The organism is Streptomyces sp. S3(2020), assembly GCF_013044505.1.
Classification (GTDB): domain Bacteria; phylum Actinomycetota; class Actinomycetes; order Streptomycetales; family Streptomycetaceae; genus Streptomyces.
The window spans coordinates 13,817-38,060 of the sequence record NZ_JABERD010000083.1; the positions used below are offsets into that span (position 1 = coordinate 13,817).

Here is a 24,244-nt window from a genome sequence, read left to right on the forward strand (position 1 = left end):
CGCCCCCACCCCCACGCAGGACCACCGGCACCACCGCGCCCACCGGCGCCGACCCATGACCTCGACGATCGAAGGGCAGATGCACCCCGACCGCACCAGTACCACCCGCTTCCCCGTACCCGTCGACGCCGCCCTGCGCGCGGCCGGCTGGCAACCCGGGCGCTGGGACATCAAGCAGGCCGAGATCTGGGCCGACGCCCTGCGTGAACACGCCTCCCCGGCGGGCCATCGCCACGCCGTCTTCCCGGCCGCCGTCGAGGCCTGGGCCGAATTCGGCGGTCTGCACATCGCACCCACCGGGCCCGGCCGCCAGGTCGCCCCCGCGAGCCTGCACCTCGACCCCCTGCACGGCCTCCACATGGCCCGCACCCTCGCCGATCTCGGCCGTGCCCTCGACACCGAGGTCTGCCCCCTAGGCGCCGAGACCGAGAGCGCGGCGCTCCTGGCCATCGACACCGAGGGCCGCGCCTACGCCCTCGACCACACCGGCGACTGGTACCTCGGCCCCGACATCGACCAGGCCCTGGCCGCCCTCGTCGCGGGCATCGAACCGGTACGGCTCACGGCGGGCTGACGTACCGGGAAGGACGACGAACAGGCACCCGCCACGACCTGACAGGCACCGACGAGCGAATGCCGGCGATCGAGTGCCGCCAACGGGGTGCCGAGGACCGGGTCACGCCGCCGGAATGACCGCCGACACCCGAAAGCCCCCCGCATCGGTCGGCCCGGACACGAACACCCCGCCCAGCGCGACGACCCGCTCCTTCATCCCGATGAGCCCGTTCCCCCCGGACGGCAGCCGCGCCGACGACGCCACCGACACCTCCGGCGGCGGCTCGTTCTCCACCTGCATGGCGATCTCGGACACCCGGTGCGCGAGCCGCACATGCGTCTTGGCGCCCGCCGCGTGCTTGTGGACGTTGGTCAACGCCTCCTGGACGACGCGGTACGCGGTCTGCTCGATGTCCGCGCCGTAGTCCTTGGCATCGCCCTCGACGGTCAGGTCCACGACCATCCCCGCGGCGGCCGACTGCCCGATCAGCTCCTCCAGTTCGGACAGACAGGGTCCGTCCGACTCGTCGGCGGCCCGCGAGGCGGCGGCGGCCGCGGCGACACCGACGGCGGCGAGCGGCACGGAGTCGGGCGACCGGACGCTCTTGACGCCCTCCCCGCTGCGCAGCACCCCGAGCATCTCCCGCAGTTCGGTGAGCGCCTGGCGCCCCATGTCCCCGACGAGGGCGGCGTTCTTGACGGCCTTCTCGGGATCCTTGCGGGCGACGGCCTGCAAGGCGGCGGCATGCACGACCATGAGGCTCACCCGGTGCGCGACGACGTCGTGCATCTCCCGGGCGATCCGGGTCCGCTCCTCGCCGCGCGCCCACTCGGCGCGCTCCTCGGCCCGCTCGGCGAGCAGTTGGAGCTCCCGCTCCAGGCTGTCGGCCCGTTCCCGCAGGCTCTCCATCAGCCGGCGCCGGGCACCGACGTACAGCCCGAGGAGCAGCGGAGGCGCGGTCAGTCCGACGGCGATGGTGATCGCGGCGAAGGGGACGAACCAGTCCCCGAGCTCCCAGCCCCCGCGCGTGGTGCCCTGCCGTATCCGTACGAACATCACGATCAGCTGCCCGACCAGCGACATCCCCGCGAGGGAGCCGATGATCCGGCGGGGCAGTTCGGAGGCGGCCAGGGTGTAGAGGCCGACGATGGCCATGAGGTAGCCCATCTGGGCGGGCGTGATGGCGATGGAGACGAGCACGACGGCGATGGGCCACTTCCGCCGCACGAGCAGCGCGGACCCGGCGAGAACGCCGAACACGATCCCCGCGGCGCGCGGAATTCCGGCGTCCCCCGCGAACCGGTACCCCTCCGCCCCGCACTCGACGACGGACGCGAAGGCCAGGCTCACGTCCAGTACGGCACTGCGCCACCGATCCCACCACCAGGGCCCTGGCCGGGCCGCGGCGTGGTCTTCCCCCGTCGTGGTCATGTCTCCAGCCTACGGGCGGGCGGCGCGCGTTTTCCGGTGAGTTTCCGGGATTGGCCTACACCACACTGCGTGACCGGCCGGATGCGAAACAACCCGATATCCCTCGAACTGCCGAATCACTCACCGTTCGATGCCGGAAGATCGAATTCCGCCCCGGTGGCGAGGACTTGTACCGTCGCATGAAAGGGGCCCGGTACGGCATAGTGTTGGGTGCCCGCTCGGCGACCTGACCCTTTGTCGGGTTGAACCGAGTTCCATCCCCCGTGGTGTAATTGGCAGCACCGTGGCTTTTGGTGCCATTTGTCCGGGTTCGAGTCCTGGCGGGGGAGCACCAGTACAGATCGGGCCCTGACCGTGACAGCACAGTCAGGGCCCGCTCCCATGTCCCCCATGAAACGCCCCGGTATCCTGCGGATGTCACCCACCCCCTCACAGCCGAAGGGCATCCCGTGAGCGCCATTCGCCCGGCAGCCGTCGTCGTTCTCGCAGCGGGTGAGGGCACCCGTATGAAGTCGGCCACACCCAAGGTCCTGCACGAGATCTGTGGCCGCAGCCTCGTGGGTCATGTGCTCGCCGCAGCGCGGGAGTTGGACCCCGAGAATCTCGTCGTCGTCGTCGGCCACGCGCGCGAGAAGGTCACCGAGCACCTCGGTGTCGTCGACCCCGCCGTACGCACCGCCGTCCAGGCGCAGCAGAACGGCACCGGGCACGCCGTGCGCATGGCGCTCGAAGAGCTGGGCGGTGTCGTCGACGGGACCGTCGTCGTCGTGTGCGGGGACACCCCCCTTCTGACCGGTGAGACCCTGCGCGCCCTCGCCGCCACCCACACCACGGACGGCAACGCCGTCACCGTGCTCACCGCCGAGGTCCCCGACGCGACCGGTTACGGCCGTATCGTCCGCGACGGTGTCTCCGGTGCCGTCACCGCGATCGTCGAGCACAAGGACGCCTCCGAGTCGCAGCGCGCGATCCGTGAGATCAACTCCGGTGTGTTCGCGTTCGACGGGCAGCTGCTCGCCGACGCTCTCGGCAAGGTCCGCACCGACAACTCGCAGGGCGAGGAGTACCTCACGGACGTCCTCGGCATCCTGCGCGAGGCCGGTCACCGCGTCGGCGCCTCCGTCGCCGGTGACCACCGCGAGATCGCCGGGATCAACAACCGGGTCCAGCTCAGCGAGGCCCGCCGCATCCTCAACGACCGGCTCCTGACCCGCGCGATGCTCGCCGGCGTCACCGTCATCGACCCGGCCACGACCTGGATCGACGTCACCGTCACCTTCGAGCAGGACGCCCTCGTCCACCCCGGCACCCAGCTGCACGGCGCCACCCACCTCGGCGAGGGCGCCGAGGTCGGGCCCAACAGCCGGCTCAAGGACACCGTGGTCGGAGCCGGCGCCCGCGTGGACAACACCGTCTCCGACGGCGCCCATGTCGGACCGGACGCGACCGTGGGGCCGTACGCCTATCTGCGGCCCGGCACCCGTCTCGGCGCCAAGGGCAAGATCGGGACGTACGTCGAGACCAAGAACGCCTCGATCGGCGAGGGCACCAAGGTGCCGCACCTCTCCTACGTCGGTGACGCCACCATCGGCGACCACACCAACATCGGCGCGGCGAGCGTCTTCGTGAACTACGACGGACAGGACAAGCACCACACCACCGTCGGCTCGCACTGTCGTACGGGTTCGGACAATATGTTTGTGGCTCCTGTCACGGTCGGGGACGGTGCGTACACCGCCGCCGGGTCCGTGATCACGAAGGATGTGCCGCCCGGCTCGCTGGCTGTGGCCCGTGGTCAGCAACGGAATATCGAGGGTTGGGTGGCCCGTAAGCGTCCGGGCAGCGCGGCGGCGAAGGCCGCCGAGACGGCCTCCGGCCAGCAGGAGCGCGAGGACTGACCGGAAACAGGTGCGCCAAAGTCGTCGTACCGTGATAAGTGCACACCCCGCTGTAGACACCTCTGAGGAGACAGTGCTGTGACCGGGATCAAGACGACCGGCGAGAAGAAGATGATGTTCTTCTCCGGCCGCGCCCACCCCGAGCTTGCCAAGGAGGTCGCCCAGCAGCTGGGTGTCGGGGTCGTCCCGACCAAGGCTTTCGACTTCGCCAACGGCGAGATCTACGTCCGTTACGAGGAGTCGGCGCGTGGTGCGGACTGCTTCGTGATCCAGAGCCACACGGCTCCGATCAACCAGTGGATCATGGAGCAGCTGATCATGATCGACGCGCTGAAGCGCGCGTCGGCCCGCTCCATCACGGTCATCGTGCCGTTCTACGGTTACGCGCGCCAGGACAAGAAGCACCGTGGGCGTGAACCGATCTCGGCGCGTCTGATCGCGGACCTGATGAAGACGGCGGGTGCCGACCGCATCCTCACCGTCGATCTGCACACCGACCAGATCCAGGGCTTCTTCGACGGCCCGGTCGACCACCTCTTCGCCCTTCCGCTGCTCGCGGACTACGTGGGCGCGAAGGTCGACAGGGACAAGCTCACCGTCGTATCCCCGGACGCGGGCCGGGTGCGGGTCGCCGACCGCTGGTGCGACCGTCTCGGCGCGCCCCTGGCCATCGTGCACAAGCGGCGCGACAAGGACGTGGCGAACCAGGTGACCGTCCACGAGGTCGTGGGTGAGGTCAAGGGCCGTGTGTGTGTCCTCGTCGACGACATGATCGACACCGGTGGCACCATCTGCGCGGCCGCGGACGCCCTGTTCGCGCACGGGGCGGAGGACGTCATCGTCACCGCCACGCACGGGGTGCTCTCCGGTCCGGCCGCCGACCGGCTCAAGAACTCCCGGGTGAGCGAGTTCGTGTTCACCGACACACTGCCGACGCCGGGCGAGGTCGGCGAGGACCTGGACAAGATCACGGTCCTCTCCATCGCGCCGACGATCGCGAGCGCGGTGCGTGAGGTGTTCGAGGACGGTTCGGTGACGAGCCTCTTCGACGAGCAGTAGGCCTTCCGCCCCAGCGGCTGAACGCTTCTGCATGATCGATTTTTCTGTGGCCTCCCCCGCCGAGTAGACTGCGCGAGTTGCTCGGCGAGGGAGGCCGTACCTGTTCACACGGGTATCGGCGGTCCGTTATCGACGCGCTCTTCGTAGCAGGCCGATGGTTTGGCCGGGTGACCACCTTCCCCAACTGTTCTACGAGGAGTGACCATGGCCGACGTCAAGCTCGCCGCCGAGACCCGTACCGAGTTCGGCAAGGGTGCGGCCCGCCGTATCCGCCGTGACAGCAAGGTTCCCGCCGTTGTCTACGGTCACGGTTCCGAGCCGGTCCACATCACGCTGCCGGGCCACGAGCTGAACCTCGCCCTGCGCACCCCGAACGTCCTGCTCACCCTGGACATCGAGGGCAAGACCCAGCTGGCGATCCCGAAGGCCGTGCAGCGCGACGCCATCAAGGGCTTCCTGGAGCACGTCGACCTGCTCCTGGTGAAGCGCGGCGAGAAGGTCAACGTCGAGGTCTACGTCCACACCGAGGGCGACCTGGCGTCGGGCCCGTACCTGCTCGAGCACGTGCTCAGCACCCTGAACGTCGAGGCCGAGGCCACGCACATCCCGGAGTCGGTCACCGTCTCCATCGCGGGCCTGGAGGCCGGTGCCTCCATCCTCGCCAAGGACATCCCGCTGCCCGAGGGCACCACGCTGGCCACCGACGAGGACGCGGTCGTCCTCCAGGTCCTGGCCGCCCAGGCCGAGGAGGCCCCGGCGGACGCCGAGGCCGAGGCCACCGAGGCCTGATCCTCCCCGGAACACCGGATGCCGGCCGCCGCTCCCCTCGGGGGCGGCGGTCGGCGTGTATCAAGGGACCGTGAAGGAGAGATGGACGTGACGACCCCCGCAGGCGCCCCCTGGCTGATCGTCGGCCTCGGCAATCCCGGGCCGGAGTACGCGGCCAACCGGCACAACGTCGGTTTCATGGTGGCCGATCTGCTGGCCGAGCGGATCGGGGGGAGGTTCAAGCGGGCCGGGAAGGCACAGGCGCAGGTCGTGGAGGGCCGGATCGGGCCGCCGGGGCCGCTCAGCCGCCGGGTGATCCTGGCCAAGCCGATGTCGTACATGAACCTGTCCGGCGGGCCGGTGAACGCGCTCAAGGACTTCTACAAGGTGCCCGTCGCCAACATCGTGGCGATCCATGACGAGCTGGACATCGACTACGGGACGCTGCGGCTGAAGCTCGGCGGCGGCGACAACGGGCACAACGGGCTGAAGTCGATGACGAAGGCGTTCACCGCGGAGTACCACCGGGTGCGGTTCGGGATCGGGCGGCCGCCGGGGCGTATGCAGGTCGCCGACTTCGTGCTGAAGGACTTCGCGTCGAGCGAGCGCAAGGAGCTCGACTACTTCGTGGACCGGGCCGCCGACGCCGTGGAGTGTCTGGTCATCGAAGGGCTGGAGCGGGCGCAAAGCACGTACAACTCCTGACTTGTCCGGCCGCGGAAACGGCCGGAGTTGACGGGCTGTTCAGGCATGGCCAATGATCCCCGCCATGCCTGCCACCGCCGCCAAGTCCCGTCAGGCCGCCCGCCCGGCCTCGGTCGCCGCCCTCCGCTTCGGACGGCTCGCGGCGATGGGCACGGTCGCGGCGCTCATCCTGATCGCCGGGGTGTGGGCCTCGTGGGGCACCGCGCAGCACGTGATGCTGACCAAGGGCCGGGAGAGCGGCACGATCGAGGTGACGCGGTGCGGGGACGACACCTGCACCGGGCCCTACACACCGATCTCGCAGGGGTCCGAGCCGCGCGCGAAGGTCGTCATCGAGAAAACGGTCGCGGTGAAGAAGGGGCAGACGTACACCGTCGTCGTGAAGCCCAGCAGTGACGACGTGGTCCGCTCCGGGCCGGCCGGGATCCTCTACGCCTGGGTTCCGCTGGGCGGCGCGCTGCTGCTGGCGTCGGTCGTGGTGGCGGGCGGGTTGGGGCGCACCCGGGCCGCGTGGCTCATGGCGGGGACGGGGATCGCGCTGCTCACCGCCGCTTTCGCGGCGATCTGACGGTGCCCCCGGGCCTTGTACGAGGCTCGGGGGCACCGTCGTGTCCACGAGAAACCGTCAGCCGGTGTTGCGCAGACCCGCCGCCACACCGTTGACCGTCAGCAGCAGGGCGCGGGCCAGTGTCGGGTCCGCCTCCTCGCCCGCGGCGGCCGCGTCACGCTGCCGCTTGAGCAGGGCGACCTGGAGGTAGGAGATCGGGTCGAGGTAGGCGTCGCGGATGGCGAAGGTCTGCTTCAGGACGGGCTGGGCGTCGAGGAGTTCGGCCTCGCCGGTGATCCGCAGGACCTCGCGGACGGTGAGCTCGTGCTCCGCCTCGATGTCGGCGAAGACGTGCTGGAGCTCGGCCGGGACGAGGGTCTCGACGTAGTGGCGGGCGATCCGCAGATCGGTCTTGGCCAGGGTCATCTCGACGTTGGAGATGAAGTTCTGGAAGAAGTGCCACTGCTCGTGCATCTCGTCGAGCACCGTGTCCAGGCCCGCCTCGCGCAGCGCCTTCAGGCCGGAGCCGACGCCGAACCAGCCGGGGACGATCTGCCGGGACTGGGTCCAGCCGAACACCCACGGGATGGCGCGCAGTCCGTCGAGCGAGACGCCCGAGCCGGGGCGGCGGGCGGGCCGCGAGCCGAGGTGCAGGTCGGCGAGCTGGTCCACCGGGGTCGACGCGACGAAGTACGTCGGCAGGTCCGGGTCCTCGACCAGACGGCGGTAGGCGGCGTGGGCCGCGTCGCTCACCACGTCCATCGCGGCGTCCCAGCGGGCCAGCGCCTCGTCGGACTGGCGCGGGGCGGTGTGCAGGGCGGAGGCCTGGAGGGTGGCCGCGACCGTCAGCTCCAGGTTCTCCCGGGCCAGCGACGGCACCAGGTACTTGTCGGAGATGACCTCGCCCTGCTCGGTCACCTTGATCTCGCCCTCCAGGGTTCCCCAGGGCTGGGCGAGGATCGCGTCGTGCGAGGGACCGCCGCCGCGGCCGACGGTGCCGCCGCGGCCGTGGAACAGGCGCAGGCGCACGCCGTAGCGGTGCGCGACGTCACGCAGCCGGCGCTGGGCTCGGTGGATCTCCCACTGGGAGGTGGTGATGCCGCCGAACTTCGAGGAGTCGGAGTAGCCGAGCATGACCTCCTGCACGTCCCCGTTCAGCGCGACCAGGCGCCGGTAGGACGGGTCGGAGAGCATGTCCTCCAGGATCGTGTCGGCGGCCTTGAGCTCGTCCGTGGTCTCCAGGAGCGGCACGATGCCGATCTTCGCCCAGCCGGCGTGCAGGTCGATCAGACCGGCCTCGCGCGCCAGCACCGCGGCCGCGAAGACATCGTCCGCGCCCTGGCACATGGAGATGATGTACGACTCGATGACCTCGGGTCCGAAGACGTCGAGGGCGCGCTTGACGGTGTGGAAGACGCCGAGGGTCTTCTCGCCGGCCGCGTCCAGCGGGGCCGGGGTGGGCGCCAGCGGCCTGCGCGACCTGAGCTCCTTGGCGAGCAGCTTGCCGCGGTAGTCGCGGGGCATGTCCACGTACCGCCAGGACTCCTCGCCGAGCCGGTCGAAGAGCTGGCCGAGAGCGTGGTGGTGGGCGTCGGCGTGCTCGCGGACGTCCATGGTGGCGAGCTGGAGACCGAAGGCGGCGAGGGTGCGGATCGTACGGTTCATCCGGCCCTCCGCGAACAGGCCGCCGCGGTGTTCGCGCAGGGAGGTCTGGATCAGCGTGAGGTCCTGGAGCAGCTCGGCGGTGCCGAGGTAGTCGCGGCCGTCCTCGTGCGGGGTGTTCCTGGCGAGCCGCAGCTTGGTGTTCTCCAGCTTCTGGCGGATCGCGGTGGCCTTGAGCCGGTAGGGCTCCTCGGCGTTGAGGCGCTTGTAGCGGGGGCTGATCTCGGGGAGGCGCTCCAGGTCGGCCCGGAGCGACGCCAGCAGCTCTTCCGTCGCGCCGGTGTAGCGGATGGAGTTCGACAGGAAGCCGCGCAGCTCGTCGATCAGGTCGAGCGCGTCGTTGATGCCGTGCTCGTGCTGGAGGATCAGGACGTCCCAGGTCACCTGGGGGGTGACATTGGGGTTGCCGTCGCGGTCGCCGCCGATCCAGGTGCCGAAGGTGAGGGGGCGGGTGTCCTCGGGGAGGGTGACGCCGACGCGGTCCAGCTCGGCGGTCAGGTCCTCCAGGACGTCACCGACCGCGTTCGCGTGCAGTTCGTCGAGGTAGTAGATGGCGTTGCGGGACTCGTCGGTCACCTCGGGGCGTACGACACGCAGCTCGTCGGTCTGCCACACCAGGTCGATGTTCTCGGCCAGACGGGTGTCGTAGCGGCGGCGGTCGGTCTCCAGGACCGGGGTCTCCAGGAGCGCGGCGATACGGCGGAGCTTGTTGAGGACGCTGCGGCGGGCGGCCTCGGTGGGGTGCGCCGTGAACACCGGACGAACGTTGAGGTTCTGCACCGTCTGACGCAGGTGCTCGGGGTCGGCGTCCTTGAGGCGGTCGGCGGTGCGGGCGAGCAGACCGCCCTCGGCGGCACGCTTGGCCCTGAGCTCGCGGCCGCGGTGGACCTGCTCGGTGACGTTGGCCAGGTGGAAGTAGGTCGAGAAGGCGCGCACCAGCTTGGCGGCGGTCTCCAGCTCGGTGCCCCGCAGCAGTTCGGCGGCGGCGTCACCGTCCTCACGGGTGAGGCTGCGGACCCTCTCTACGAGTTCCAGCAGCTCCGGGCCTTCCTGCCGGACGAGGGTCTCGCCGAGGAGGTCCCCGAGCCGCCTGATGTCGGCGCGCAGCTCGGCTGAGGTGGTCTCCTGGGCAACGGTCTTGTCGTCGGCACTGCTCACAGGTGCGGCTCCTTGCAGTGTTGAAGCTCGTCCGGGAGGGAACCCGGTGCCGGTCGCGCGGCGGCTGCCGCATACGGACCGGACATCCGGGAAGAGATGAGAGCGGACCGCGCTGTCCGAACGACTCCAGGATAGGTGTCCGTGCGGACGCGCAGACTCTCGGGCTCTTGCCGTCGCGCGACGCGCTGCCATACTTACGACGCCGTAGGTTACGGAACCGTAGGGAAGTGCCGCTTTACTTCCATGGACTTCGCTGACCAGGCCCTTGTCACAAAACCCTCGAACCCCACAGGGGACGCCCCATGACCACAAGCTCCGATGTGATCGAAGACGCCCCGAAGGCGCCCGACGATCCCTCGATGCCGTCCGCCACCCTGGGCGGCGAGCAGAAGCGTTCGCTAGAGCAGATCACCCTGCTGCTCTTCATCATCGTTCCGTTCCTCGCCGTGCTCGCGGCGGTGCCGCTGGCGTGGGGCTGGGGAGTGAGCTGGCTGGACCTCGGCCTGCTCGTCCTCATGTACTTCCTCGGCTGCCACGGCATCACAATCGGTTTCCACCGCTACTTCACACACGGCTCGTTCAAGGCCAGGCGCCCGCTGCGGATCGCGCTGGCGATCGCGGGGTCGATGGCGGTGGAGGGGCCCCTGGTGCGGTGGGTCGCCGACCATCGCAAGCACCACAAGTACTCGGACGCGGACGGCGACCCGCACTCCCCGTGGCGGTTCGGCGAGACGGTTCCGGCGCTGATGAAGGGCCTGTGGTGGGCGCACATCGGCTGGATGTTCGACGAGGAGCAGACCCCGCAGGAGAAGTACGCGCCGGACCTGATCAAGGACCCGGCGATCCGTCGGATCTCCCGGGACTTCATCTTCTGGGCGATGTTCTCCCTGGCCATCCCCCCGCTGGTCGGCGGTCTGGTGACGATGTCGTGGTGGGGCGCGTTCACGGCGTTCTTCTGGGGCTCGCTGGTCCGGGTCTGTCTGCTGCACCACGTGACCTGGTCGATCAACTCGATCTGCCACGCGGTGGGCAAGCGGCCGTTCAGGTCGCGGGACCGCTCCGGCAACGTGTGGTGGCTGGCGGTCCTGTCCTGCGGCGAGTCGTGGCACAACCTGCACCACGCCGACCCGACCTCCGCGCGGCACGGGGTGGAGCGCGGCCAGATCGACTCCTCGGCGCGGCTGATCCGCTGGTTCGAGATGTTCGGCTGGGCGTACGACGTCCGCTGGCCGTCACGCTCACGTATCGATTCACGTCGTAACACCGACGAAGGCGGCTCCCCGCGCGGGAAGGAGCCCGTGAAGGCGGCATGATTGACGCCGTGGCGACCGACTCCAGCAGCACCGAGAGCAATGAGAAGCCGAGGCGCACGCGCCGCACCCGGATGACGGGTGCCGAACGCCGTCAGCAGTTGCTCGAGATCGGTCGCACCCTCTTCGCCGCCAAGGGCTTCGAGGGCACGTCGGTGGAGGAGATCGCGGCGAAGGCCGGGGTGTCCAAGCCGGTGGTGTACGAGCATTTCGGCGGCAAGGAAGGCCTGTACGCGGTCGTGGTGGACCGTGAGATGCGGCGCCTGCTCGACATGGTGACGAGTTCCCTGACGGCCGGCCATCCGCGCGAGCTCCTGGAGCAGGCGGCCTTCGCGCTGCTGGACTACATCGAGGAGTACACGGACGGCTTCCGCATCCTGGTCCGTGACTCCCCCATCCCGCAGTCGACGGGTTCCTTCGCCTCGCTGATCTCGGACATCGCCACCCAGGTGGAGGACATCCTGGGCCGCGAGTTCAAGCTCCGCGGCTTCGACCCGAAACTGGCCCCGCTGTACGCCCAGGCCCTGGTCGGCATGGTCGCCCTGACCGGGCAGTGGTGGCTGGACGTACGCCGCCCCAAGAAGGCGGAGGTCGCCGCGCACCTGGTGAACCTGTCCTGGCACGGCCTGGACGGCCTGGAGGCGAAGCCCCACCTGATAGGGCGCCGCAAAAGCTGAACAAAGGTTTCTGTAGATTAACCTTGTGCAATGCTGGGCGCATGACTGAGATTCCGATCAGTGCGGCCCGCGCCCAGCTCGGTGACCTGGTCCGCCGCGCGGCCCACGGCCGGGAGACCATCGCCCTCACCGACCACGGTCACGTGGCGGCGCTGCTGGTCTCGCCCTCGGTGATAGAGGATCTTGAGGACGCCCTCGCCGTCGCGGACTATCAGCGGCGCAAGGCGGAGGGCACGCTGGGCGAGGGCATTCCCATGGCCGAGGTGCGCAAGCGTCTGGGGCTGGAAAAGAAGTGACCTACGAGATCATCTTCGAGCCCCACGCCCTTGATGCCGCCACCCGGTTCCTGGAGGAGGACCCCAAAGGTCTGTCCGCGACCCTGGACGCCATCGACGAACTGGCGCACGACCCACGCCCGGTCAACTCCGTCGCCTACGGCGTCGGCATCCGGCGCCTGCGCGTGGACAGCTACCGCGTCCTGTACATCATCGACGACGACGTGATCCGTATTCTCGTCACCCACTTGGGCCGGACCGCCTGAACCCCACCGGCTCCAGGAACTCCAGCCGGTTGCCGACGGGATCGTACGAGTAGAAGCGCCGATACTCCGGCAGATCCCCGTCCCAGGAGACGGCGGCGCCGCGCGCCTCCAAGCGCGCGGCGTACGTTTCGATGTCCGTCACCCACAGCCCGGGATGGGCCTTCCGTGCGGGCCGGAAGTCTTCTTCGACACCGAGATGCAGCTGCACCGCGCCCACCCGGAACCAGCACCCGCCCCGCGCGGCGAGCACCGGCGGCTTGGGGACCTCGGCCATCCCGAGCACCCCGACGTAGTACGCCCGCAGCCGCTCCTCGGAGCCCGGCGGCGCCGCGAGCTGGACGTGGTCGATCCCGGCGAGCATCACGCCCCCTTGCGGGCGACGGCGAAGATCCGGCGGAACGGGAAGGGGGTGCCGTGCGGGCCGGCCGGATACGCCTTGCGCAGGGCGTCCCGGTAGCGGCCCACGAAGTCGTCGCGGGCCTCGGGATCGTCGGCGAGCGCGGTGAGGACGGGCCGCAGTCCCGTTCCCTTCACCCAGTCGAGGACCGGGTCCTCGCCGGTGAGGAGATGGACGTACGTCGTCTCCCACACGTCGGCCGCGCAGCCGAGGGCGGTGAGGTGCTCCAGGTAGGTCTCGGGGGTGAGGACGGCGTCGTCGTGGCGCAGGAGGTCGCCGAGGCCGGTGGTGCGGGCGAGTTCGCGCATCAGCCGGTGGCTGGGGGCGCCGAAGTTCCCGGGCACCTGGAAGGCGAAGGTGCCGCCCGGCGCGAGCCCCGCGATCCAGTCGGCGAAGCGCTCCACATGGCCGGGGACCCACTGGAGGGTGGCGTTGCTGACGATGAGGTCGTACGACTCCGCGGGCGTCCAGGTGCGGACGTCGGCGTGGGCGAAGTCGAGGCGGCCGCCGCCCGGTGTGGGCCCCTCGTGCCCGGTGCGGGCCCGGTCGAGCATCTCGGGCGAGTTGTCGTAGCCGGTGACACGGGCGCCGGGCCAGCGGTCGGCGAGGACGGCGGTGACGTTGCCGGGGCCGCAGCCGAGGTCGGCGACGCGGGGCGCCTTCTCGGCGGGCAGCCCGGGGACGCGGGCGAGGAGGTCCGCGAAGGGGCGGGCGCGATGGTCGGCGTGGCGCAGGTACTGGGCGGGGTCCCACGTCGTCTTGGATCCACTGTCGGTCATGGCTCCACTGTGACCCCCGATTTATCTTGACGTCAAGAGACTCCACATCAAGAGACTCCACATCGACACAACCACTAGACTGATCGCCATGGAGGACGAGGTCGATCGGCTGGTCGCAGCGTGGCGCCGGGAGCGCCCTGACCTCGACGTGGAACCGCTCGAGGTGCTCAGCCGGGTGAGCAGACTGGCCCGGCACCTGGACCGGGCACGTCGACTGGCCTTCTCCGAGCACAGCCTGGAGCCCTGGGAGTTCGACGTCCTCACCGCGCTGCGGCGCGCGGGAACGCCGTATCAGCTCTCCCCTGGGCAGCTGCTGACGCAGACTCTGGTCACCTCGGGCACGATGACGAACCGCATCGACCGGCTGACCAAGAAGGGCCTGGTGGAGCGTCTGCCGGACCCCTCGGACCGCCGTGGTGTGCTGGTCCGGCTGACGGACGAGGGCCAGGACCGCGCGGACCAGGCCCTCGCCGGACTGCTTGCCCAGGAGCGCGCGATCCTCGCGGAGCTCTCCCGGGCCCAGCGGGGCGAACTGGCGGGGTTGCTACGCCAGTTGACCGCCCCGTTCGACAACATCCCCGGCTAGGTCGACCGGACCCACCCCGGCACGGCGGGCGAGCGCGACGGCGGCCAGCGTGGAGTGCACGCCGAGCTTGCCGAGGACGTTCTGCATATGGGTGCGGACGGTGTGCGGCGAGAGGAACAGCCGCTCGGCGACGGCCTTTCTGCCGAGCCCCGCGACCATGCACCGCAGCACCTCCCGCTCGCGCGGGGTCAGGGACTCCACCAGCCTCTCGCTCTCGGTGCGGTGCTTCCGAGCGGCGGTGAGCTCCCTGAGGACCCCCGTGAGCAGGGCGGGCGGCAGATGCGTCTCGTCCCGCAGCACCCCTCGTATGACGGTCAGCAGTCTGGACAGCGAACAGTCCTTGGCCACCCACCCCGACGCCCCCGCCTGGAGGGCGAGCGCGGCACGCCGCTGGTCGTCCTTCTCGGCGAGGACGACGATACGTACGCCGGGCTGTGCGGAACGCACCCCGGCCACCAGCGAGATGCCGTCGACCAGCCCGTCCTCATTGCCCTCCTGTACGGGCACGGCGGGCCGGATGCCCTGGACATTGCCGCCCAGGTCGGCGTCGACGAGCAGCACGTCGTAGCGGCGCCCCTCGGCGGCCGCGCGCTCCAGACTGCGCAGCGCGGCGGGACCGCTGCCGGCGGCGGAGACGTCGACGTCGGGCTCGGCGGCCAGGGCGGCGGCGAGCGACTCGGCGAAGATGCGATGGTCGTCGACGACCAGGACTCGGATGCGAACCACGAAACCCCCTTCCCCAAGCTCTTCAAGAGCAGGGGATACCCCATCGTCGGGAGACGGTAAGACCGGCGCGGGTACGACGCCCGAAGCGCGATGGCCGCACGGCCGCCGCCGTGCCCGAACTGCTACCCCCACTTCGGGCGCCGTACCCGACTGTCTCGCCCCCTGATCTGCACCGGCCCCCACCGGTGCTGTTCATCAGGGTACGGCCGGGGGCCGGGAGCGGAAGGTAATTTGCAGAACTGGCTGTCCGGCACGTTTATGGTGAGCCGCATGTTTCGCATTGAGACAGAAGTCGACAAAGCCCGACGTGATCTGCTCCGCCAGCGGCTCCGCGACACGAACGCGGCGGCCTCCCCGATCCTGCGCGCCCTGCGCGGAACCCCAGGTGAACGCGAACGTCCGCTCCATGTCTGGGCGTTGGACACGGCGGGCGGACTGGCGGGCGGACTGGTCGGCCACACCTGGACCACATGGCTGCATGTGACCTATCTGTGGGTGGACGACCGGTGGCGGGGCGCGGGCGTCGGTTCGCAGTTGCTCGCGACGGCGGAGACCGTCTCCCGCGACGAGCGGGGGTGTGTGGACTCCCGCCTGGAGACCTGGGACTTCCAGGCGCCGGAGTTCTACAAGAGGCAGGGGTACGAGGTGGTGTGCGTGATCCCCGACTATCCGCCGGGGATCACCGAGTACACGCTGACCAAGCGGATCGGCTAGAGCTCGCGGCCGCAGACGGTGTCGTACGGCCGCCCGACCACGATCGTCAGCTGAATCGGGTCGGTGGTGCCGGAAGGGCAGCGGGCGGTACCGGCATCGACGAGTCCGAGCACCTTGAAGTCACCGGAACCGGCCTTGTCGCACGCGATCTCCTGGACGTCCGCCGCGACGCAGTCCCCCTTCACCAACTGCCCGCCGCCCGCGCCCGCGTCACCGGGGTGGTCGTCGGAGAGATTGCGCCCGCAGACGGTGTCGGTGGGGATGCCACCGCTCGTCCTCTCGTCGGACCCGAAGCTCATCGACACCTCGATGATCACGTCCGTCCCCGCCGGGCACTGGACCGCGGCGGACAGGATGCTGCCGTCCATGATCTTCAGCGCCTTGAAGGTGGCGTCGGAGTCGTCGCAGTCGAACGCCTGGTACCCGCGCGGAGCCCGGTCCGGATCGGGGCCACCGCAGTCGCCGACCTGCCACTCCCCCGAACTGCCGCCGCCGTCCCCGGTGGCAGAGGCGGACACGGACGGCGTGGAGGAAGCCTCGTCGTCGCTGTCCTTGCCACCCGTGAACCACCAGATCGCGTAGACGATCCCGACGAACACGACCAGAGCCACCAGACCCCTGAGGCATCCCGGCTCCTTGCGCGGTGGATCCTGAGGACCGCCCTGCACAGCCATGACATCCCCCTCCGCTCACGGCGACATGCCCCACGGTCACACGGAACGAGGGGTTCTGTTCGGGGAGTTACGGTCTCAGGACGACCCGGGGACAATCCCCACAGCGTGTTCGCACCCGCCGGGCAGAACAGGCGTCAGCCCCGCGCTCGGCGAGGAGCACGGGGCTGACGACAGCGGAGAACCTCAGGCGAGCCTGCGCGCCCCCGGCGAAGGCACCGCCTCGAACACGCGCGGCGCCGTGAACCCGGCCGCGGCGAAGGCCTCCTCCACCGCCTTGGTGATGGTGTCCACGTCGGCGACGTCCGCCAGCACGATCGCCGAACCGCCGAAGCCGCCGCCGGTCATCCGGGCGCCCAGGGCGCCGGACGCGAGAGCCGTGTCGACGACCAGGTCCAGCTCCGGGCAGGAGATCCGGAAGTCGTCCCGGAGAGACGCGTGGCCCTCGACCAGCACGGGGCCGATGGCGCGGGTGTCACCCGACTCCAGCAGGGACACCACCCGCTCGACGCGCTCGTCCTCCGTCACGACGTGACGCACCAGTCGTACGACCTCTTCCTCGTCGCCCAACCGGGCCAGCGCGGCGTCCAGTTCGCCGTAGGGCACGTCCCGCAGCGCGTCCACGCCCAGCAGGGCGGCGCCCTTCTCGCAGCCCGCGCGGCGCTTGCCGTACTCGCCCTCGCTGTGGGAGTGCTTGACCTGGGTGTCGACGACCAGCAGCCGCATGCCCTCGGCCGCCAGATCGAGGGGGATCTGCTTCTGGGAGAGGTCGCGGGTGTCGAGGAAGAGCGCGTGCCCGTCCTCGCAGCAGGCCGAGGCCGTCTGGTCCATGATGCCGGTCGGGGCACCGACGTAGACGTTCTCCGCGCGCTGGCACAGCCGCGCCAGCTGCCCACGTTCCAGGCCCAGTTCGAACAGGTCGTTGACGGCCAGGGCCACCACGACCTCCAGCGCCGCCGACGAGGACAGGCCCGCGCCCGCCGGGACCGTCGACGACAGATGGATGTCGGCGCCGGTCACCGCGTGGCCGGCCTCGCGCAGGGCCCAGAGCACCCCGGACGGGTACGCCGTCCAGGCGCGGTCCGCCTCCGGCGTCAGCTCGTCGAGACGCAGCTCCACGACACCGCCGTCGACGTCCGCGGAGTGCAGCCGCAGGACACCGTCCGTGCGCCGCGAGACCGCCGCGACGGCGGTGTGCGGCAGCGCGAAGGGCATCACGAAGCCGTCGTTGTAGTCGGTGTGCTCACCGATGAGGTTGACGCGGCCCGGCGCCGACCAGACACCTTCGGGTTCGGTTCCGTAGAGCTCGACGAAACCGTCCCGCACCTGCTGCCCCACTACTGCTCCCTTGCGATCTTCTGCGTGAACTCCCACGCGTCCGCGACGATCCCCGCGAGGTCCGCGCGGGACGGGTTCCAGCCCAGCTTCTCGCGGGCGGCGGCGGCCGACGCCACCAGCGTCGCCGGGTCGCCGCCGCGGCGGGGGGCCACGACCTCGGGGATCGGGTGGCCGGTGACCTGGCGGACGGTCTCGATGACCTGGCGGACGGAGAAGCCCTCGCCGTTGCCGAGGTTGCAGATCAGGTGCTCGCCCGACCGCGCGGCCTTCAGGGCCAGCAGATGGGCGTCGGCCAGGTCGGCGACGTGGATGTAGTCACGGACGCAGGTGCCGTCCGGCGTCGGGTAGTCCTCGCCGAAGACGGAGATCGCCTCCCGCTTGCCCTGCGCGACCTGGAGGATCAGCGGGATGAGGTGCGACTCGGGGTCGTGGCGCTCACCCTGCTCGCCGTAGGCACCCGCCACGTTGAAGTAGCGCAGCGACACCGCGCCCAGGCCGTGGGCGGCCGCCTCGCCGGTGATCATGTGGTCGACGGCGAGCTTGGAGGCGCCGTACGGGTTGGTCGGCCGCGTGGGCGCGGACTCGACGATCGGTACCTGCTCCGGCTCGCCGTAGGTGGCGGCCGTGGAGGAGAAGACGAGCCTGCGCACGCCCGCCTCGCGCATGGCGCCCAGCAGCGCCATGGTGCCGCCGACGTTGTTGTCCCAGTACTTCTCGGGCTTCACGACCGACTCGCCGACCTGCGAGAAGGCGGCGAAGTGCAGCACGCCGTCGAACGAACCGTCCAGCCACTTGCCCGCGTCGCGGATGTCGCCCTCGACGAAGGACGCGCCGGCCGGGACGCCCTCGCGGAAGCCGGTCGTCAGGTTGTCGAGCACGACGACCTCGTGGCCCGCCTCCAGCAGATGCTGGGCGACCACGCCGCCGACGTAGCCCGCGCCACCGGTGACCAGGTACTTACCGCTCATGAACTCGCTACCTCTCGCAGTCGCTCGGCCGCGGCCTCCGGCCGGATGTCGTTGATGAACACGTTCATGCCGGACTCGGAACCCGCGAGAAACTTCAGCTTGCCGGGCGTGCGGCGGATGGTGAAAAGCTCGAGGTGGAGCGCGAAGTCGTCACGGCTGACGCCCTCGAACTCCTCCAGCGCGCCGAACGGGGCCTGGTGCCAGGCCGCGATGTACGGCGTCTGAGGCTCACCTTCGCCGAAGATCCGGTCGAAGCGCCTCAAGAGTTCCAGATAAACCTTGGGGAATTCTGAGCGCGCGTCCTCGTCGAGGCCCAGCAGATCCGGCACCCGGCGCTTCGGGTACAGGTGGACCTCGTAGGGCCAGTGCGCGGCGTACGGCACGAAGGCCACCCAGTGTTCACCCTCCAGGACGACCCGCTCGTCGGCGAGTTCGCGCTCCAGGACGGCGTCGAAGAGGTTCTCCCCGCCCGTCGCCTCCTTGTGGGCGGCGACCGAACGCAGCATCAGCGCGGTGCGGGGTGTGGTGAAGGGGTACGCGTAGATCTGCCCGTGCGGGTGACCCAGGGTCACGCCGATCTCGGCGCCGCGGTTCTCGAAGCAGAACACCTGTTCCACGGAGGGCAGGTGGGACAGCTCCGACGTCCGGTCCGTCCACGCGTCGAGGACGAGGCGCGCCTGCTCCTCGGTGAGGTCGGCGAAGGACGCGTTGTGGTCGGAGGTGAAGCAGACGACCTCGCAGCGGCCCGAGTCGCCGGCCAGCGAGGGGAAGCGGTTCTCGAAGACCACGGCGTCGTACGACGAGTCCGGGATCTCGCTGAGCCGCTCGCCCTGCGACGGGCACAGCGGGCACTCGTCGGCGGGCGGGTGGTAGGTGCGGCCCTGGCGGTGCGAGGCGATCGCGACCGAGTCACCGAGCAGCACATCACGGCGGACCTCGGACGCGGTGACCGTCCGGTCCAGCGGACGGCGGTCGACCGCGTCCCGCACGGTGTCGTCGCGCAGGTCGTAGTAGATGAGCTCGCGACCGTCGGCCAGTCGGGTCGAGGTCTTCTTCACCGCCGGACTCCTTCACTCAAACAGAACTAAACACAAGTAACCATAACTCGACAGTCCCGTCAACGTCGGAATCAAACAAAGCGCACCAGTGGAAGGGTTGAATGGCTTCCCACGCAAACCCTGAAAAAATGCCCATATCCGGCTGCTGACGGCCCGGCGCGGTCCTGGTCCCCGGCTTCGGCGCCACGGCATCGGGCTACCGGTACAACGACGCGATCCCGTACCTGATGGACATCATGAGCTCGCCACCGCGGCCCGCATCATCGGCGGCCTGTTCGTCCTCTACGGCGTCGACATCAACCTCTGGACCGGCTCGGAATGCTGGTCCTCGGCATCTTCTTCCTGGCCCGGCTGAAACTCCGCCCCACCCCGCCACCGGAGCAACCGGTACGGTACGGCGGCGGCGTGTGGCTCAGGGCTCCAGGCCTCCGATCGGCTCGGACGACGAATGCGGCACCGGTCCCGCTCGGTCCAGCAGGCCTGTCCGGGCTGCCAGGGCGGCCGCCTCCAGGCGGGAGCCGACGCCCAGTTTCATCAGGACCCGTTGGACGTGGGTGCGGGCGGTGGAGGGGGCGATGCCCATGCCGGCGGCGATGAGGCGGGTGTCCTCGCCGTCGGCGACCCGGACCAGGACCTCCACCTCCCTCGGGGTGAGCATCTGGAGCAGGCGCTGGCCCTCGTCGTCGGGCTGGGCGGCCGGGTTGAGGAGTTCACTGAAGGCACCTTGCAGGAGCTGGGGCGCGACCGCCGCCTCACCCGCCCGCGCCTTCATGATCGCCCGCTCGACGCCTTCGATGCGCTCGTCATGGCGTACATAGCCGGAGGCCCCGGCGGCGAAGGCCGCCGCGATGCCCCGCGGGCTCGGTACCGGGCCCAGCACCAGGACCGCCACCTGCGGACGGTCCCGCTTGATCTTCACCACCGGGTCGAAGATGCCCGGTTCGGCCGGTGTCGCCGTGCCCAGCAGGCACACCTCGGGTGCCCGGGTGATCACCAGTTCCGCCGCACCCGCGGCAGGTGCCGCCGCCGCGAGCACCCGGTGCCCGCGCAGCTTCAACGCCGAGGCCAGCGCCTCCGCGAGCAGTCGGTGGTCGTCGACCACCATGAGCCGCACTCCCATCGAGCAACCCCCCAGTCCCCCCAATGGATCCCCATGCAACGATCCCCATGCCCCGCTGTGGATGCTCCACTATGGATGCCCACTGGTCGCACGGACAGAAGCCCCCTCCCGGCTCCCCCGCTCTTCATGCCCCCGGAAGCTACACGCTTGTTCGACGTTGCGCTCCCCCTACTGGTGAGAAGTGCCCCGGATCGACGGAATTTCCGGCATTCGAGGTTGATGGGTGGTACGCGCACGGCCCCGCCCCTGAGCAGGGACGGGGCCGTGGTCATCAGCGGATTCACACCCGCTGAGCGATCACTTCGTTCCGAAAGCGACCGCGAGGTACTCCTTCTCGGTCGAACTGCCACCGAAGTCGCTCGCGTAGACCTGCGCCATGAACAGCCGTCCGTCGCGGTAGAGGATCTCGGAGTACTCGGGGAGCATGCTCGTCTCCACGTCGCGCACCGCGTCCGTCGCCGGGTTCTCCAGGAGCTTGGTCTCCTTGAAGGATCCGCCGTCGATGGTCACGATCTGACCGCCCTTGTCGTACGGCGGCCGCTTGTACGCCAGTACGTTGCCGCCGTCCATGCGCAGCGGGGTGAGCGTGTAGCCGTCGCCCGCGTCGGCGCGCTGGCCGGTCTCCTTGCCGCTGTTCAGGTCGATGGCGACGATCGAGTTGGTCCGGGAGTAGTCGCTGCCGGTGACCTCGCGCTCCTCGGTCGGCAGGTAGAGCCGGTCGTTGCCGACCACGATCTGGAAGCAGTACTCGACCTTGGTGATGCCGTCGCAACGGGCCATGTACTTCTCGGGATCCACCGAGAAGCGCGAGCGCAGCTTGCCGGTCTTGTTGTCGATGGCGAAGACGTCCGAGATGCCCTGCGCGCCCTCGACCTCTCCGACCTCGGCGGCCACCACGAGGGGCTCGGTGGAGACGATGCTCGCGTACTCGATGCCCGTCGCCATCTTGTACTCGGAGATCACCTTCCCGGAGGCCGGGTCGATGGTCTGGATGTGCAGCTGGCGCTGGCCGTAGGAACCGCACTTGCGGACCGCGACCAGCTTCTCGCCGCCGCCGTAGCCCGCGTCGTAGCAGGTGTCGGTCGGCTTCGGGGCCCACAGGGACTTGCCGCTCTCGATGTCCCAGGCGCCGCCGCCGCTGGTGCTGCCCGCGGCGACCGTGGTCGCGCTGACGGTGATGTTGTCCCAGGTGATCAGCCGGTCACCGGACTTGGCGGTCTTGGTCCACAGCTTCTTGCCCGCGGTCAGGTCGATCGCCGCGATCTGGCTGCACCCGGCCGTACGTTCCTTCGTCGGCATCGCGGGCTCGTAGGCGATGGCCGTCAGACCGTTCTCGGTGGCATGGCGGCTGGCCTGGCACACCGGGCCGGGCAGCTTGATCGTCCACAGCTTGGTGCCCTTGGCGGGGTCGTATCCGACGATCTCGGCGATGCCGCTCTTGGCGTAGACCGTGTCGGTCAGCCAGGAGCCGTTCACCGTGTACGTGGTGTCGACCGGCGGCTTGGGCTGCGGGACCTGGAAGAGGACGGACGCGGCGGTGCTGGACGGCACCTTCTCCTCGCCCTTGCCGGCGGTGCCGCCGGTGCCGCCCTTCTCGTCGCCGCCACCGCCGGTGCCGCCGCTGGTGCTCGCGGTGTCCTTCTTGTCGTCGCCGGAGGAGGAGGCGTACCAGACACCACCGCCCACGATCAGCGCGATCGCCACGACCGCCGCGACGATGATCGCCAGCTGCGGACTGAGCTTCCGCCCGCCGCCGGCCGGCTGACCGGGCTGCGGGGGCAGCGGCATGGTCGGCTGCGGGTAGCCGTAACCGGGCTGCTGGCCATAGGGGTTGGGCTGCTGGCCGTAGCCTCCGGGCTGCTGGCCGTGACCGCCGGGCTGCTGCCCGTACGGGTTCGGCGGCTGGCCGTACGGCTGCTGCTGCCCGGGATAGCCGTAGCCCGGGTCCGTCGGCGGTGCCTGCGGGGGCGGCGGCTGGGTCATGACGCGGGTACCTCGGGAAGTGGACGACGACGGGAACGTGGCGGGGCGGTGGGCTACTTGCCGTAGGCGAGCATCAACTTCTCCTGCGTGTCGTCGTTGCCGCTCAGCCGTGTGGTCGAGAGGTAGAAGCGTCCGTCGACCCAGTCGATGGCCTTGGAGTAGAAGCCGTCCTCGATGTCGGCGATGCCCGCCGGGTTCTGGAGCAGCTTGGCCGGCTTGTGGTCCGAGCCGGTGGTGGCGAGGGAGACGACCTGGCCGCCCGCGTCGTAGGACGGCTGGACGTAGGCGATCAGCTTGCCGTTCTCGATCTTCAGCGGCAGCATCGCCTCGTCCACCGGGGACTTGACGCGCCACTTCTCCTTGCCGTTGGAGAGGTTGATCGCCACGATCTCGTTGGCGCCGGCGGTGGCCTCGGTGGGCAGGTAGAGCGTGTCCGCGTCGGCGACCGCGCCCGTGCAGCCCGTCAGGTCACGCGCGAAGATCGCCCAGTCGCAGGCGGGGGCGAAGTCCTCGTCGAAGGCGACCTGGGAGCGGAACTTGCCGCCGTCGGTGAACGTGGAGATGTTCCAGCTGTTCTTGTCCTCGTTGGTGCTGTAGATGACCAGCGGGTCGACGGAGTAGGCGCGTGCGACCCGCCAGCCCTTGTCGAACTTCTGGGTCCACCTGGCCTTGCCGGTCGTCGGGTCCAGCTCCTGCACCTCGTCGTGCTCGTTGTCACCGGAGGCGTCGCAGGAGGAGACGGCGATGAGCTTGGCGCCGCCCGCGAAGGCGCTGGGGAAGCAGGCGTCGCCGTACTTCGCCTTGTCGAAGAGCTTCTTGCCCGTCTCGACGTCGTACCCGGTGCCCGACATCGAGCGGCCCACCATCAGCGTCTTGCCGGTGATGGACAGTTCGATCTGGAGGGTGCTGTCGAACAGTTCGCCGTCGGCGACCTCGCCGCTCCAGCCCTTCTCGCCGGTGTCGAGGTCGATCTCCTGGAGCTTGTTGCACTCCGCGCGGTCGCCGCTGCCGCTCATGTAGGCCACGACGATCTTGCCGGCGGCCGTCTGCTGCGGGGTGGTCGCGCAGATCTTCTGGTCGAAGGTGATCGGGTCCCAGGCGGGCTTGCCGTCGCCGACGCCGTAGGCGAAGAGCTGCTTGTACGCGGCCTTCACCGCGGTCTTGTCGGTGATCCACATGCCGGGGGCGTCCGCGCCGCTGCCGGGGGCGTCGGGCGCCTCCTTGTACCAGAGCACCTTCGACTCGCCGGACTGGCGGCCCTCGTTGAGGTCCGTCTGCTCCTCGCCGCCGCCACCGTCGCCGTACCCCGGGTTGACCGGGTCGTCGGAGGCGGACGGCTCGGTGCTGCCGCTCTCCTTGGCGGTCGGCTTCTTCGGGTCGTCGTCGCCGCCGGAGACCGCCCACACGGTGCCGCCGACCACCAGCAGCCCGGCCACGGCCGCGGCGATGACGAGGGCCGGCTTGCCCTTGAAGGGGTTGCGCGAGCCGGACGGCGGGGTGCCGGGGCCGCCGGGGTACTGCGGCTGGGGCGGGTCGCCGGCGCCGGGCCGGCCGTCGGGGGCGGCGGCCCGGGGCCGCCCGGCGGGTCCGGG

The 24,244-nt window shown here is 70.0% G+C and carries 24 protein-coding genes and 1 tRNA gene; 13 read left to right on the forward strand and 12 right to left on the reverse strand.

The window, feature by feature from the left end; translation table 11 throughout:
* Positions 1-79: 79 nt before the first annotated feature.
* Positions 80-574 carry an SUKH-3 domain-containing protein gene (locus tag HLK59_RS25295; RefSeq protein ID WP_171143817.1) on the forward strand — a complete coding sequence of 165 codons (495 nt, stop codon included), beginning with the start codon at positions 80-82 and terminating at the stop codon, positions 572-574.
* A 102-nt stretch (positions 575-676) separates the two neighbouring features.
* On the opposite strand, the gene HLK59_RS25300 is transcribed toward HLK59_RS25295, so the two are convergent.
* Positions 677-1,987 carry a histidine kinase gene (locus tag HLK59_RS25300; RefSeq protein ID WP_171143793.1) on the reverse strand — a complete coding sequence of 437 codons (1,311 nt, stop codon included), beginning with the start codon at positions 1,985-1,987 and terminating at the stop codon, positions 677-679.
* 257 nt (positions 1,988-2,244) lie between these two features.
* On the opposite strand from HLK59_RS25300, the gene HLK59_RS25305 reads away from it, so the two are divergent.
* The 6 genes from HLK59_RS25305 (at position 2,245) to HLK59_RS25330 (ending at position 6,985) form a co-directional block, all read left to right on the forward strand.
* Positions 2,245-2,316, forward strand: a tRNA-Gln gene (locus tag HLK59_RS25305).
* Positions 2,317-2,436: 120 nt separating this feature from the next.
* Positions 2,437-3,885, forward strand: a complete 1,449-nt coding sequence (glmU, locus tag HLK59_RS25310) for a bifunctional UDP-N-acetylglucosamine diphosphorylase/glucosamine-1-phosphate N-acetyltransferase GlmU (protein ID WP_171143794.1) — start codon at positions 2,437-2,439, stop codon at positions 3,883-3,885.
* A gap of 78 nt (positions 3,886-3,963) precedes the next feature.
* Positions 3,964-4,944: a ribose-phosphate diphosphokinase gene (locus tag HLK59_RS25315; protein WP_171143795.1), complete on the forward strand. Its 981-nt coding sequence runs from the start codon at positions 3,964-3,966 to the stop codon at positions 4,942-4,944.
* Between the two features lie 204 nt (positions 4,945-5,148).
* Positions 5,149-5,733 carry a 50S ribosomal protein L25/general stress protein Ctc gene (locus tag HLK59_RS25320; RefSeq protein ID WP_171143796.1) on the forward strand — a complete coding sequence of 195 codons (585 nt, stop codon included), beginning with the start codon at positions 5,149-5,151 and terminating at the stop codon, positions 5,731-5,733.
* 81 nt (positions 5,734-5,814) lie between these two features.
* Positions 5,815-6,417, forward strand: a complete 603-nt coding sequence (gene pth, locus HLK59_RS25325) for an aminoacyl-tRNA hydrolase (RefSeq protein WP_171143797.1) — start codon at positions 5,815-5,817, stop codon at positions 6,415-6,417.
* A gap of 64 nt (positions 6,418-6,481) precedes the next feature.
* Entirely contained in the window at positions 6,482-6,985 is a 504-nt protein-coding gene (locus tag HLK59_RS25330; RefSeq protein WP_240982634.1) for a hypothetical protein, read from the forward strand.
* A 57-nt stretch (positions 6,986-7,042) separates the two neighbouring features.
* Here HLK59_RS25330 and ppc read toward each other — a convergent pair whose 3' ends face one another.
* On the reverse strand, positions 7,043-9,784 hold the full coding sequence (ppc, locus tag HLK59_RS25335) for a phosphoenolpyruvate carboxylase (protein WP_171143799.1): 2,742 nt from the start codon (positions 9,782-9,784) through the stop codon (positions 7,043-7,045).
* Positions 9,785-10,086: 302 nt separating this feature from the next.
* Here ppc and HLK59_RS25340 point away from each other — a divergent pair, with 302 nt between their 5' ends.
* From HLK59_RS25340 to HLK59_RS25355, 4 genes are read left to right on the forward strand one after another with little or no spacing between them, the layout of a single operon-like run.
* Positions 10,087-11,097, forward strand: a complete 1,011-nt coding sequence (locus tag HLK59_RS25340) for a fatty acid desaturase (protein WP_171143800.1) — start codon at positions 10,087-10,089, stop codon at positions 11,095-11,097.
* Positions 11,094-11,771 (forward strand): TetR/AcrR family transcriptional regulator, encoded by a 678-nt coding sequence (locus HLK59_RS25345; protein WP_171143801.1) that lies wholly within the window; start codon positions 11,094-11,096, stop codon positions 11,769-11,771. Before HLK59_RS25340 ends, HLK59_RS25345 begins: the two co-directional genes overlap by 4 nt.
* Positions 11,772-11,812: 41 nt before the next feature.
* Positions 11,813-12,067: a type II toxin-antitoxin system Phd/YefM family antitoxin gene (locus HLK59_RS25350; RefSeq protein ID WP_171143802.1), complete on the forward strand. Its 255-nt coding sequence runs from the start codon at positions 11,813-11,815 to the stop codon at positions 12,065-12,067.
* Entirely contained in the window at positions 12,064-12,312 is a 249-nt protein-coding gene (locus HLK59_RS25355) for a type II toxin-antitoxin system RelE/ParE family toxin (protein WP_171143803.1), read from the forward strand. Before HLK59_RS25350 ends, HLK59_RS25355 begins: the two co-directional genes overlap by 4 nt.
* Here HLK59_RS25355 and HLK59_RS25360 read toward each other — a convergent pair.
* Positions 12,287-12,673: a VOC family protein gene (locus HLK59_RS25360; RefSeq protein WP_171143804.1), complete on the reverse strand. Its 387-nt coding sequence runs from the start codon at positions 12,671-12,673 to the stop codon at positions 12,287-12,289. The two genes, HLK59_RS25355 and HLK59_RS25360, sit on opposite strands and share 26 nt — an antisense overlap.
* The gene (locus HLK59_RS25365; RefSeq protein ID WP_171143805.1) at positions 12,673-13,488 is read right to left on the reverse strand and encodes a trans-aconitate 2-methyltransferase; all 816 of its coding nucleotides are present in this window, start codon (positions 13,486-13,488) and stop codon (positions 12,673-12,675) included. The genes HLK59_RS25360 and HLK59_RS25365 overlap by 1 nt, the downstream gene beginning before the upstream one ends.
* 88 nt (positions 13,489-13,576) lie before the next feature.
* Here HLK59_RS25365 and tamR point away from each other — a divergent pair, with 88 nt between their 5' ends.
* The gene (gene tamR, locus HLK59_RS25370) at positions 13,577-14,074 is read left to right on the forward strand and encodes a MarR family transcriptional regulator TamR (RefSeq protein ID WP_171143806.1); all 498 of its coding nucleotides are present in this window, start codon (positions 13,577-13,579) and stop codon (positions 14,072-14,074) included.
* Here the strand turns inward: tamR and HLK59_RS25375 are convergent.
* A complete protein-coding gene (locus tag HLK59_RS25375; RefSeq protein WP_171143807.1) occupies positions 14,033-14,800 on the reverse strand; it encodes a response regulator transcription factor in 768 nt (255 codons plus the stop codon). The two genes, tamR and HLK59_RS25375, sit on opposite strands and share 42 nt — an antisense overlap.
* A gap of 258 nt (positions 14,801-15,058) precedes the next feature.
* Here HLK59_RS25375 and HLK59_RS25380 point away from each other — a divergent pair, with 258 nt between their 5' ends.
* Complete coding sequence (locus HLK59_RS25380; RefSeq protein WP_171143808.1) at positions 15,059-15,514, forward strand: GNAT family N-acetyltransferase; 456 nt, start codon at positions 15,059-15,061, stop codon at positions 15,512-15,514.
* Here HLK59_RS25380 and HLK59_RS25385 read toward each other — a convergent pair.
* From HLK59_RS25385 to HLK59_RS25415, 7 genes are all read right to left on the reverse strand, one after another.
* Positions 15,511-16,188 carry a hypothetical protein gene (locus tag HLK59_RS25385; protein WP_171143809.1) on the reverse strand — a complete coding sequence of 226 codons (678 nt, stop codon included), beginning with the start codon at positions 16,186-16,188 and terminating at the stop codon, positions 15,511-15,513. The genes HLK59_RS25380 and HLK59_RS25385 overlap by 4 nt on opposite strands.
* 183 nt (positions 16,189-16,371) lie before the next feature.
* Positions 16,372-17,523 (reverse strand): galactokinase, encoded by a 1,152-nt coding sequence (galK, locus tag HLK59_RS25390; RefSeq protein ID WP_171143810.1) that lies wholly within the window; start codon positions 17,521-17,523, stop codon positions 16,372-16,374.
* Positions 17,523-18,491 carry a UDP-glucose 4-epimerase GalE gene (gene galE, locus HLK59_RS25395; protein WP_171143811.1) on the reverse strand — a complete coding sequence of 323 codons (969 nt, stop codon included), beginning with the start codon at positions 18,489-18,491 and terminating at the stop codon, positions 17,523-17,525. Before galE ends, galK begins: the two co-directional genes overlap by 1 nt.
* Entirely contained in the window at positions 18,488-19,549 is a 1,062-nt protein-coding gene (gene galT / locus HLK59_RS25400) for a galactose-1-phosphate uridylyltransferase (RefSeq protein ID WP_171143812.1), read from the reverse strand. Before galT ends, galE begins: the two co-directional genes overlap by 4 nt.
* 412 nt (positions 19,550-19,961) lie before the next feature.
* Positions 19,962-20,669 (reverse strand): response regulator transcription factor, encoded by a 708-nt coding sequence (locus HLK59_RS25405; protein ID WP_171143813.1) that lies wholly within the window; start codon positions 20,667-20,669, stop codon positions 19,962-19,964.
* A gap of 297 nt (positions 20,670-20,966) precedes the next feature.
* Positions 20,967-22,652, reverse strand: coding sequence for a PQQ-binding-like beta-propeller repeat protein (locus HLK59_RS25410; protein WP_171143814.1), 1,686 nt, complete (start codon positions 22,650-22,652; stop codon positions 20,967-20,969).
* A 53-nt stretch (positions 22,653-22,705) separates the two neighbouring features.
* Positions 22,706-24,244: PQQ-binding-like beta-propeller repeat protein (locus HLK59_RS25415; RefSeq protein ID WP_171143815.1), on the reverse strand; the 1,539-nt coding region annotated here is incomplete at its 5' end.